A 12292-nucleotide genomic window follows, 5' to 3' on the forward strand; every position below is an offset into this window, starting at 1 on the left:
GCCATTCTATTTATTGTTTCCCTCTTAACCCCATTGTTTGCAAAATATCGAAGTAGCGTCAAGGCATTTACTACCAAAGCGTTAGTTAAATTTAAAGTGTATCTAATTTTCTCAAACATCTTATATAAAAGAAAATACTGCTAAAATTTAAAGCATAGCTCAAATTTTAATTTTTAACTCCAACCTTTTACCAACCTTTTATTTCATAAGCTCGAATCATCCACAAATGACGAAACTATTCGTCATCCTTGCAACGTTAAAATAAGTAAAGGGAAATTCTTATGCGCTATGCAGATCCAAATACAGAAGGTTCAACAGTACAATTTAAATCACAATATGAAAACTTTATTGGTGGCAAATGGGTTGCACCAGTCAAAGGTGAATATTTTGATAATATTTCTCCAGTTGATGGTAAAGTTTTTACCAAAGTTCCTCGTTCTTCTGCTGAAGACATTGAACTTGCACTTGATGCTGCACATGCAGCTAAAGCACAATGGAACAGCAGCTCACCTACCACACGTTCAAATATTTTATTAAAAATTGCTGATCGTCTAGAAGAAAATTTAGAACTCCTTGCAGTGGCTGAAACATGGGAAAACGGTAAGCCTATCCGTGAAACTTTAGCAGCAGATATTCCGCTATGTATCGACCATTTCCGTTATTTTGCGGGTTGCTTACGTGCACAAGAAGGCGGTATTTCTGAAATCGATGAGGATACCATCGCTTACCATTTCCATGAGCCGTTAGGTGTAGTCGGTCAAATTATTCCATGGAACTTTCCGATTTTAATGGCAGCGTGGAAACTTGCACCTGCCCTAGCAGCCGGTAACTGTATTGTCCTGAAGCCTGCGGAACAAACACCTGCGAGTATCTTGGTTCTTGCAGAACTCATTCAAGATATTCTTCCTGCGGGTGTATTAAATATCGTCAACGGTTATGGTGTAGAAGTCGGTCGTCCACTGGCGACTAATCCACGTATTGCTAAAATTGCATTCACGGGTTCTACGCAAGTTGGTCAAATGATCATGCAATATGCGACTGAAAATATCATTCCTGTGACGCTTGAGCTAGGTGGTAAGTCACCAAATATCTTCTTTGAAGATGTGATGGATAAAGAAGATGACTATCTAGACAAAGCGCTTGAAGGCTTTGCAATGTTTGCACTCAACCAAGGTGAAGTGTGTACTTGCCCTTCACGTGCGCTGATTCAAGAAAGCATTGCAGATAAATTCTTAGAAATGGCGGTTGAGCGTGTGAAGCGCATAAAAACAGGTCATCCGCTCGACACCGACACCATGATCGGTGCACAAGCATCACAAGAACAACAAGATAAAATCTTAGGTTGTATTGCGACAGGTCGTGCTGAAGGCGCTCAAATTCTCACAGGTGGTGGTGATCGTCAAGAAGTTGGTCAAGGTTTCTATATTGAACCGACCATTTTCAAAGGTGATAACAGTATGAAAATTTTCCAAGAAGAAATTTTTGGACCAGTGTTATCTGTAACCACATTTAAAGATTATGATGATGCGATTCGCATTGCCAATGACACCATGTATGGTTTAGGTGCAGGTGTTTGGTCACGTTCAGCACATACCTCATATCGTGCAGGTCGTGCGATTCAAGCAGGACGTGTTTGGACAAATTGCTATCATATCTACCCTGCTCATGCAGCGTTTGGTGGTTATAAAAAATCAGGGATCGGGCGTGAAAACCACAAAATGATGCTTGATCATTATCAACAAACTAAAAACTTACTGGTGAGTTATTCAACTAAAGCTATGGGCTTCTTCTAAGCTCAAGCTGAAAGAATTTTAAAATAAATTTCTTAAAGCGAACTTCGGTTCGCTTTAAGGTCTTTATACTTAGAGTTTAAAATAACGAATTGCTCTAACTAAATTTAGACGTCAAAAACTCGATATCTTTCTATATGAACATGCTTCATAAAAATATAGAGAACTTTTAAATAATACGGTTATATAGATAAAGTTTGAAATTTTTTATAAAAATTAATTTAAGTCAAAGGATTGGCAATATTTCCATTGTAATTTTTTATAGCTTTTAAATAATAAATCAAAATATGAGAATGAAAACTTCAATACAAGTACATTTGAGGTGTTGTCATTATAGGATATATTTTTACATATCATCATACTGGTTTTTAACCTTAATATGATGATATGGCAGACAAATTTTCATATAAAATCAGTGACAAACTCCGCATTTACGGCATTCTTTTTTCACTACGGCATTCGCATCAATTTCATATTCAAATTTGTGTATACACAAGATTTTCTTTAAGGTTTGTAGCATTCATTTTCTCCTATTATGCATTCACCTTTCATTGATGTTTTATCCTAAAACATCATTTTGTAATGAAGGTGTCTCATACTTTTAACATATCTGTGCACCAATTCAAGTTATTTATCCAGAAAAAAGCTAAGACTTTAGTCTAATTTTATGAGTCATTTTCAAATTGTGAGAATTTAATAACTCTCTGTTTTTCATCATCAATTAGTTTGGCTATTGTTACAAAAAAAATGTCAATATTTTCATTGCATTCAGATTTTTTTTAGTTAGGATGAAATTATGTTTTTCTATTTAATAGTTTTTTAAATGGAATGGATTGAATAAACATAAATTAAATCAACCAATCACAACAAAATAAAAGGATCTTGTATGCAAGGAAATATGATGTTTCAGCCTCTGTTGATTAGCAACTTAATCGTACATGCTGCACGTTATCATGGTGATACCGCAATTATTTCTAAAAATACTGATGGCACAATTACCACGACCAATTGGACACATGTTGCAGAGAACTCAAAACGTTTTGCCAATGCTTTGGCTGATTTAGGCGCAGTACATGCCGATCGTATTGCAACGATTGCTTGGAATAATCATCGCCATTTAGAAGCTTGGTATGCCATTTCTGGTAGCGGTATGGTTTGTCATACAATTAACCCGCGTTTATTTCCAGAACAATTAATTTTTATTATTAATGATGCCCAAGATAAAGTCGTTTTATTTGATAAAACTTTCTTGCCTTTGATTCGTGCAGTTAAAGCGCATACGCCAACTGTTGAACATTTTATTTGTCTCAGTGCATTTGACCAAGAAGTGGTTGATGCTTTACCTGATGTTAAATTTTATGATGCTTTAATTGCTGACCACTCTGCACAGTTTGAATGGCCAAGCTTTGATGAAAATACGGCAAGTTCACTGTGCTATACCTCTGGGACGACAGGCAACCCTAAAGGGGCTTTATATAGTCATCGCTCTACCATTTTACATACCTACGCAATCTGCCTTCCAGACTCACTCAACCTATCTGCCAATCATGTCATGTTACCTGTCGTGCCTATGTTCCATGTCAATGCTTGGGGCACTCCATATGCGGCAGCGATGGTAGGTTGTACTTTTGTTTTACCAGGACCTGGTTTAGATGGTGCAAGTTTGGTACAAATGATTGATGATTATGATGTTACTGTTGCACTGGGTGTTCCGACTATTTGGCAAGGTTTATTATCAGCAGCCAAACAATGTGGCAGTAAATTAGCCACTTTAAAACGAAATGTCGTAGGTGGCTCTGCATGTCCCCCTGCCATGATGAAAGCCTTTCGAGATTTATATGATTGCGAAACCATCCATGCTTGGGGCATGACGGAGATGAGTCCACTCGGCACCAGTAATCAACTTAAAGCCAAACATCATAAACTATCCGCAGATGAGCAACTTAATGTACGCTTATCGCAAGGTCGCCCACCTTTTGGAGTCGACTTACGGATTACCGATGAAGAAAATGGTACTCATGAAGTTGTTCGTGATGGACATAGCACAGGTAATTTACAGGTCAAAGGACATTGGATCATTGAATCTTATTATGGTAAACCTAATAATGCCTTAACTACTGATGGTTGGTTCGATACAGGCGATATTGCTTCAATCAATGAAGATGGTTATTTACTACTGAGTGATCGTGCTAAAGATTTAATTAAATCGGGTGGTGAATGGATTTCTTCTGTGGAATTAGAAAATATTGCCATGAGTCACCCTGAGATTGCCATGGCTGCTGTCATTGCAGCAACTCATCCAAAATGGGATGAACGTCCTGTAGTAATTGCGATTAAACAACAAGGCTCAGACGTCACTGAAGAGGATATTTTGAATTATTATGCTGATAAAATTGCCAAATGGCAGATTCCAGATAAAGTCATCTTTGTTGATTCAATTCCTTTAACAGGCACAGGCAAAATGCTAAAAAAGGATCTGCGAGATCAATACGGTTCTGTTTTATTAGAAAACTAATTTATTTAAAAGCATTTTCAATATAGCCCTAAAGTTTTTAACACTTTGAGTTTCCCTCTTTGCAAAAAAGAGGGAAAATTCATCTTCTTTTCGCGTACAAAGCTGAATGCAAATCTCTTAATTTATGTTATTAATAGCAGTAGCTTACAAACATAGAAATGAGATTTACCATGTACACAGGTATCGTTCTAGGCACTGAAAAAATTCATCAGATTGAAAAAAATGAAGGCTATGCCACCATTTTTGTTGAAAATAGTCAAGGGTTTATGGATGATGTATTTATTGGTGCGAGTGTCGCAATTGATGGAACATGTTTAACCGTAACAGGGATTAATCCAGATAAAAGCCTAGTCAGTTTTGATATTTCTGACCTAACACTATCCGTTACAACGCTTGGTAATTTAAAGCCAAATATATTGGTAAATATTGAGCGTTCATTTAAAATTGGAATGGAGAATGGTGGACATAACTTATATGGACACATCGAAGGTACAGCACAAGTTAAAAATATTCTTAAAAATGGTCAGACTTTGCATTTAGATATTGAAATTCCAAAAGAAAAAATTAAATACTTCTTCCTCAAAGGATTTATCGGTCTACATGGATGCAGTCTCACTGTAAACCAAGTAGATAAAGTAAATTATCTCATTTCTGTGGATTTAATCCCAGAAACTATTCGCCTAACCAATTTTTCAGAATTAAACATTGGAGATTTTTTAAATTTTGAAATCGATCAAACTACACGTACCTTGGTCGATACCGTAGAAAATATTTATGCAACAAATAAGTATGTTCACATCTAACTTCTGAATCCGCTAATAAAAAAACGCCTAATTTAAAATTAGGCGTTTCATCTTTAACACATATGTTATTTGAGTAGATTACGCATCTAATTCAGCTAATACTTCATCACTAAATTCAACGTTGGTATACACGTTTTGTACGTCATCCAAATCTTCAAACATATCAATCATTTTCAAAATTTGTTTAGCTTGTTCAATGTCTGTGATTTCTGCTTTAGTCGAGGGATTCATGACTACTTCGGCATTATCAGATTTCAAGCCTGCTGCTGCAAGCGCATCTTGAACTTCACCAAATGATTCTGGTGTCGTAATCACCAAGATTTCATCTTCAGCCACTTCGATGTCTTCAGCACCTGCTTCTAAAGCAACTTCCATGATCTTATCTTCTAAAGACACATCTTCAAACGTGATCTCACCACGTTTGGTAAACATGTAAGCCACTGAACCTGCTGTCCCTAAGTTACCGCCAGTTTTAGAGAAACAATGACGAACCTCAGGAACGGTACGATTCAAGTTATCCGTCATGGTTTCAATAATAACCGCAACACCACCGACACCATACCCCTCGTAAGTGACTTCTTTTAAATCTTCATTATCTTCACCACCAGCACCACGTTGAATAGCACGATTAATCGTGTCACGTGTCATATTTGCAACCAATGCTTTTTCAACTACAGCACGTAAACGAGGGTTACTTGCAACGTCTGGACCGCCAAGTCGAGCTGCTGTTACAATTTCACGGATAAACTTAGTGAAAACTTTAGCGCGGCTCGCATCTTGTTTTGCTTTACGATGCTTGGTGTTTGCCCACTTGGAATGACCCGCCATGCGAAATATGCTCCTTGTAGAATGGCCTTATGCCATATCAAATTGAAAGTGATTCTACCATAAGCACTTTTTTTTGAGAAAGTGTCTTTTTTTGAGAAAATATACAAATAACTAACTTTTCTGAGTGTGTGGAATAACAATATCCAAATCTGCATGCTTTTTATAAAGTTCTTTAATCAATGCCAAATCATGCTCTAATTCAGTTGGATAAATTTTACCAAAAATCCCGCCCTGCTTATTTTTATTATTGATGTACATCAACACAATCGGGACATTTGCCGCTTTTGCAATATGCCAAAATCCAGTACGAATAGGTTTACGTGCTTCACCATTTTTGGCACGTGTTGCTTCAGGTGCAATCACGAGATTAAATTCCTCATTGGCGTGAAAATGCTCAACCATTTGAGAAACGATGTCTTTATTCGACCTACGATCTACAGCAATTCCTCCCAATGCTTCAAGCAGAGGTTTAAATGGTCCTTTAAACAGTTCTTTTTTAATTAAAGTATGAATTTTAAGATTATAAATTTGGAAAATCGCCAATGAAAGTACAGCATCCATCATTGAAGTATGTTCAAAACCAATAATTACTTGTTTTTTTTCTAGAACATCAGGCTCAACATGATATTTTACACCCGCAAGTTTGAAGGCAAGTTCACCTAATTTTTTCATTTAAATCTAACCCATGACTGATATGGAAATGCAAATTTTGAAAGTATTTCATTAAAATTACAATGATATATTATTTGTCTTTTGCATATCCATTGTAGTGATGTGCAAATCACTTATATTTAAAGCAATTTATTTTTTACGATCATTTGATAACTTTTAGGCGTCATCTTCATCCAACGCTTAAACGCACGGGTAAATTGGGATGTTTCAGAATATCCTAATTGTAGGGCAACTTGTTCTATCGTTTTGTTTTCATTATTTAATAAAAGCTTGGCGTGTTTTTTTCGGACTTCATCCTGAAGTTTCAAGAAGGTTGTACCTTCGGCTGAAAGTTGCCGTTGTAGCGTTCTCTCAGAAATATTCAGTTTTTCAGCTACTTCATTCAGCTTAAAAAAGCCCTGCACTTCATCAAATAATAGCTCTTTGACCAATACACTGGTTTGATTTTTTCGCCAAGTTTGACGGAGAGTTTATTAATATCTCGTTTGCATTGCTCACGGGCTAAACGGGCAATCATTGGGTCAGCCATAACCAAGCCAAGTTCCAGATATTGCTTGGGAAAAACCAAACGATTCACCGATTGATTGAATACACATTGAGTTGATAATTCAGATTGGATTCGCTCAAAATAATCAGGTTGTGCAAAATCGAATTCAAGCCATCCCGATAAATCCTTTCCTGTCAGAGCTTTGGACATTTGTACAAAACCAAGCATTAAGAAAATTAACCCTGTCTGATTTAAACGATATTCAGGCAAAGGCTGATCTAAATATAAGTAAGCAATATCGCCTTCAATGTCTAAACGTGGCTTTAACGCTGCACAGCGCATACCAATGAACTGTTCCATGACCGCCAGAGCTTCCCCTAAATTTTTTGACACCATCGCCGCCATGCCAACACTGCCATGACAAGACACGGTCATTTGCAAACCCAAATAGATTCCAAGCGCAGGCTCATGGGTGAGACGCTCAGCATTTTCAAGTAGTCGATTAAATTCAATAAAATCCACATACCAAAATGCTTCTTGTAGTTGTTCTGCCTGAATTTTGGTGGATTTGAGCAGTTGCTCGATGGAAATTTCCCAACGCTGAACCACATCAATCAATAAGTGTACATAAGTCCCAGGCAATGCAGGTTGTATTTGGCTCATCTTATTTTTCTGTCATATTGGCGTAAAATGGTAAAAATTGTCAGCTTATGAACTATGCCACAGTTTTACATTCACGCATAGTGTCGTTGAAAACTAAATTTGACCCTAAAAATCAATCTTACAACTCAATCGTAAAACGACAGGCAATTTCGGAAATTTACTATGAAAGTTCTCGTGACAGGTGGTGCAGGATTTATCGGCTCGCATATTGTAAAAACTTTGCTGAACGCAAATCATGAAGTGCGTGTTTTACATTTACCCAATGAAAAATTAGACAATTTAAAAGGTTTGGATGTCGAACTGCTCGCAGGTGACATTACCGATGCTGCGAAAATGGACGAAGCGGTGAAAGGCTGTGATTGGGTATTTCATACCGCAGCCATTTATGCGTTGTGGCTTCCAAAGCCTGAATTGATGCGCAAAGTCAATATCGAGGGTACACGGACGGTGCTCAATGCAGCAAAAAAAGCAGGCGTCAAACGTGTGGTTTATACAAGTACAGGCGCATGTTTTGCGGGTCAACCCAAAGGCATTCAAGGCACTGAAAATAGTCCATTCGCTTTGGGGGTGACAGGTGATGCCTATGTACTGACCAAGTTTGAAGCGCATCAAGTGGCTTTGCAATTTGCCGCAGGTGGTTTGGATGTGGTGATTGTCTGCCCGACAGGTCCGGTCGGTCCATGTGATATTGCTCCAACGCCAACAGGAAAACTCATTTTAACCGTAGCAGCCATGCCTGCGCTTGCTGTTCCTGCTGCCATTAACAATATGGTCGATGTGCGTGATGTTGCCCAAGGTCATTTACTTGCGGCAGAAAAAGGGCGTTCAGGCGAAACTTATATCCTTGGCAACCGTGATTTATCAGGCATTGAAATGGCGAAAATGGTGCATCGTTTGCTGGGTATTTGGCGCCCTGTGATGCCGATTCCTTCGCTCATTGAAGGGGTATCTTCACAAATGGCAGGTCATTTAGCGCTTTGGGTGACGGAGCATATTACCCATAAAGCCCCGTTGGTAACGCCATCCGCAGCTAAAATTGGACAATTGGGTACTTCATTTAACTGTAGCAAAGCCATTTCCGAATTGGGTCTACCGCAAACACCGATTGAAATCGCCATTCGGGATTCGCTGCAATGGTTTGCACAAAATGGCTACATTCACAATCAATCTTTAATCAGAAAAATCGAAAATATCTCGATTTAAAAGGTCAGGAGTTGTGTGATGGGGGAATTTATCAATCATCAAATTAGCGCACGCCGTTTAAAGTTTGATTTTAGCCAAACGCCTGTGCATTGGATTGAGGGCGATGCTTATGCAACCCATATCATGAATGTGTTGAATATTGCCATTACCCAGATTGAACATTGGTTTTGTCGCTTGGCCAATCAGACCTTGCAGCATGTGTCTGACCCGAATTTGATTGCGGATATTAAAGGCTTTATTGCACAGGAAGGCGCACATGCGATGGCACATCAGGGCGCTGAACACTATTTTAAAATGCACAATATTGAGATTCAGGACTATAAAATTTTTTTGGATTGGGCATTTAAAAATGCATTGTCCGACCAACCTTTTGGGCTAAAACTCCCAACTGCACAACTTCAAAAACTATGGCTTGCCTATCGTATGGGCATGATTGCAGTGTGGGAACATTATTTCTGTTCCTTTGGGACGTGGGTATTGGATGCAGAAGGTTTGGACAATGCTGATCCTGTCATGTTAGATATTTTACGTTGGCATGGTGCGGAAGAAGTTGAACATCGTACAGTAGCTTATGATGCTTTTCGTGGACTTGCAGGCGATGGACTAAGCGCTTATGTATTACGCCAAAGTAGTGCTGCCCTTGCCTTTCCTGTCATGGCGATAGGTTGGTTAGGCACGGCATCTTACTTATGTCATATCGACCCACATGCCAATGCCAAAAAATATGCTTTTAAAAATCCAATTCGGGCGCTGAAACAATTTCACCAATCTTCCAGGCAAAACCGTGTACCCAGTTTAGACATGATTTTTAAATCATTGAAGCATTGGTCAACTTTGAACTATCACCCTGAACATGATGGTGATGTGAACAAAGCCCTTGCTTATTTAGCAAAATCACATGCTGCACGTATTGCACAGGCAGGTTGAGATGCAGGGAAAATTACTTCATTTAAATGTCGATCAGCTGCGTTTAACGGCAAATTTATATGGAAATGAAAATGATCCATTGGTGATTTTATTGCATGGTTTTCCTGATACACCGCACAGTTGGGATCAGGTTTATCCTGCCTTGGTGAATGCAGGTTATCAGGTGCTTGTGCTGTGGTTACGGGGCTACACCCTTGAATCGGTAAATAAAAAAGCGCATTACGGCATTGCTTCAGCGGCTTCAGATGTTCATCAATGGCTGAAATTTTTAAACATATCTAAATGTCATTTGGTTGGACACGATTGGGGCGCGGCCATTGCGATGGCGTATGCCAGTCAGCATCCTGCGCATTTGCATAGTATCAGTGTTTTGGCTGTGCCACCGATTCCACAGATGCAGTTTTTGCATAAAGCGATTTCAGCCATACCCAAACAATTGTTGATGTCTTCTTATATGTTGCTGATGCAGTCACAGATTGCGCCCTATTTACTTGCGAAAAATCAGGCAAAATTTGTGGAAAATATCTGGAAAGAATGGTCACCGACATGGCGATTTTCTGAACAGGATTTTGCAGCGACACGACAGATTTTTAAACAGCGTCGAATTGCATGGGCAGCCACACGTTACTACCGTAATTTATTCGCCATTCATCAATCAAAAAATCTGACTGCAAATCAGCAACTTTTTGCACCGATTGCTGTGCCCACGCTTGCTCTTGCAGGTTTGGATGATGGTTGTATGAATATCAAGCTGCATCGAAGTTTAGCCAAGTCGCAATATTTCCAAGCTGATCTAAACACGGCTTATATCGAAAATTGTGGGCATTTTTTACAGGCAGAACAACCGCAAGTGGTTGCAACGCATTTAATTCAACATTTTCAAACCCTTTCTTCATTTTAGAGCTGAGAACAAGATGAATACAGCAAAGCAAAACAAAATTTATGTGGATGTTTTAATCATTGGTGCAGGACCATCAGGGCTGAGTACCTGTATCAAACTGAATGAACAAGGTATTCGCAATAGTATTATTTTAGATATGGCGAGCCGAATTGGCGGTACATGGGCATTGAATGATTATCCTGGTCTATTCTGCGATGTACCAAGTGAAATGTACTCCTTGGGCTATGCACCGAATCCAAACTGGTCACGTACTTATGCACCACAAGCCGAAATTCGTGATTATTTAGAAGGTGTTGCGACTAAATTTAAAATTTTGGATCAGATTAAACTCAATACCGAAGTGACCGAAGCCATTTGGGATGAAAGCCAAAAAGTCTGGAATATTCAAACACGTGATGGTCAACAGTATGTCGCTAAGTTTTTTGTGCCTGCGACAGGTTTTATTGGCGAAGCGAAAATGCCAAGCTTTCCCGGTCAGGAAAAATTTAAAGGCATCATGTTTCATTCAGGAAAATGGAATCATGCACATGATTTAACAGGAGAAAAAGTCGCTGTCATCGGTAGTGGTGCGTCCGCCATTCAATTTCTACCTGCGATTCAACCCAAAGCAGGACATATTTACAGTTTTCAACGGACACCTTCATGGGTGTTGCCAAAGCCTGATTTTGCTGTACCGCAAGCGGTCAAAATTCTCTTTAAAAAATTACCGTTGCTAGAAAAAACAGTACGTCAGTCGGCATTATGGAGTTTGGAACCGTCGTTGCCTGTGTTTATGAATGAAAAATTGATGCAAAAATTGCAAGCTTTGGGCAAATTAAACATCAATATGAGCATTAAAGATGCTGATCTGCGTCAAAAACTGACACCTGATCATACACTGGGGTGTAAACGTCCAATGTTTTCCAACAATTGGTACAGTGCTTTGGCAAAATCCAATGTCAGCGTGTTATTTCAGGGTTTATCGCACATTACTGAACACGGTGTGGTCGGTGAAGATGGTCAGGAAATTGCAGTGGATACCATTATTTTTGGTACAGGTTATGCGGTCGCTGAACCTGCGATTTATCAAATTATTCAAGGTAAAAATCAGAAGACGCTTAGCGAAATCTGGCAACGTCAACCACGGGCTTATATGGGCATGACGATTCATGGTTTCCCCAATATGTTTATGATGCTGGGGCCAAACTCGCAGAATACAGTCGGTTCGGTGATGTGGACGTCGGAACAACAGTCGATTTATATTTCTAAAACGATTCAAAAATTGATGGATCAAGGATTGCAACGCATTGAAGTGAAGCAATCTGTACAGGATCAATTTAACCGCAAAATTGATCAACGCTTAGTGAAAATGCCTGTGCGTCCTGATGTGTGTAAAAGTTATTATCTGGATGATGCAGGACGAAATCACATTATTTGGCCTGAGTTTGGATTTATCATTAAGCGTAAATTAAATCAGGTCAATTTAAAAGAATATAATACATCTCACTAAATAAGTCTTAAAGC

The 12292-nt window shown here is 38.8% G+C and carries 11 protein-coding genes; 7 read left to right on the forward strand and 4 right to left on the reverse strand.

The window, feature by feature from the left end; all coding sequences use genetic code 11:
• Positions 1-281: 281 nt before the first annotated feature.
• The 3 genes from exaC (at position 282) to DJ533_RS10090 (ending at position 5108) form a co-directional block, all read left to right on the forward strand.
• Positions 282-1793, forward strand: coding sequence for an acetaldehyde dehydrogenase ExaC (exaC, locus tag DJ533_RS10080; protein ID WP_065993876.1), 1512 nt, complete (start codon positions 282-284; stop codon positions 1791-1793).
• Between the two features lie 883 nt (positions 1794-2676).
• Positions 2677-4305, forward strand: coding sequence for a long-chain-fatty-acid--CoA ligase (locus DJ533_RS10085; RefSeq protein ID WP_065993875.1), 1629 nt, complete (start codon positions 2677-2679; stop codon positions 4303-4305).
• A gap of 170 nt (positions 4306-4475) precedes the next feature.
• Entirely contained in the window at positions 4476-5108 is a 633-nt protein-coding gene (locus DJ533_RS10090) for a riboflavin synthase (RefSeq protein ID WP_065993874.1), read from the forward strand.
• A 78-nt stretch (positions 5109-5186) separates the two neighbouring features.
• Here the strand turns inward: DJ533_RS10090 and DJ533_RS10095 are convergent, their stop codons facing one another.
• The 4 genes from DJ533_RS10095 to DJ533_RS10105 all read right to left on the reverse strand — a co-directional run bounded on the left by DJ533_RS10095 (position 5187) and on the right by DJ533_RS10105 (position 7758).
• On the reverse strand, positions 5187-5936 hold the full coding sequence (locus DJ533_RS10095; RefSeq protein ID WP_065993873.1) for a YebC/PmpR family DNA-binding transcriptional regulator: 750 nt from the start codon (positions 5934-5936) through the stop codon (positions 5187-5189).
• A gap of 111 nt (positions 5937-6047) precedes the next feature.
• Positions 6048-6608 carry a 1-acyl-sn-glycerol-3-phosphate acyltransferase gene (locus DJ533_RS10100; RefSeq protein WP_065993872.1) on the reverse strand — a complete coding sequence of 187 codons (561 nt, stop codon included), beginning with the start codon at positions 6606-6608 and terminating at the stop codon, positions 6048-6050.
• Between the two features lie 119 nt (positions 6609-6727).
• Positions 6728-7012 (reverse strand): helix-turn-helix domain-containing protein, encoded by a 285-nt coding sequence (locus DJ533_RS19095; RefSeq protein ID WP_323809370.1) that lies wholly within the window; start codon positions 7010-7012, stop codon positions 6728-6730.
• Positions 6991-7758 carry an AraC family transcriptional regulator ligand-binding domain-containing protein gene (locus tag DJ533_RS10105; protein WP_323809371.1) on the reverse strand — a complete coding sequence of 256 codons (768 nt, stop codon included), beginning with the start codon at positions 7756-7758 and terminating at the stop codon, positions 6991-6993. Before DJ533_RS10105 ends, DJ533_RS19095 begins: the two co-directional genes overlap by 22 nt.
• 162 nt (positions 7759-7920) lie before the next feature.
• Here DJ533_RS10105 and DJ533_RS10110 point away from each other — a divergent pair, with 162 nt between their 5' ends.
• From DJ533_RS10110 to DJ533_RS10125, 4 genes are read left to right on the forward strand one after another with little or no spacing between them, the layout of a single operon-like run.
• Complete coding sequence (locus DJ533_RS10110; protein WP_065993871.1) at positions 7921-8961, forward strand: NAD-dependent epimerase/dehydratase family protein; 1041 nt, start codon at positions 7921-7923, stop codon at positions 8959-8961.
• Between the two features lie 18 nt (positions 8962-8979).
• Positions 8980-9888, forward strand: coding sequence for a metal-dependent hydrolase (locus DJ533_RS10115; RefSeq protein ID WP_065993870.1), 909 nt, complete (start codon positions 8980-8982; stop codon positions 9886-9888).
• A 1-nt stretch (position 9889) separates the two neighbouring features.
• Positions 9890-10789: an alpha/beta fold hydrolase gene (locus DJ533_RS10120; protein WP_065993869.1), complete on the forward strand. Its 900-nt coding sequence runs from the start codon at positions 9890-9892 to the stop codon at positions 10787-10789.
• Positions 10790-10802: 13 nt separating this feature from the next.
• On the forward strand, positions 10803-12278 hold the full coding sequence (locus DJ533_RS10125; protein WP_065993868.1) for a flavin-containing monooxygenase: 1476 nt from the start codon (positions 10803-10805) through the stop codon (positions 12276-12278).
• The last annotated feature ends 14 nt before the right edge of the window (positions 12279-12292 follow it).

The sequence above is a fragment of the Acinetobacter defluvii genome, assembly GCF_001704615.3.
Taxonomy (GTDB): Bacteria; Pseudomonadota; Gammaproteobacteria; order Pseudomonadales; family Moraxellaceae; genus Acinetobacter; species Acinetobacter defluvii.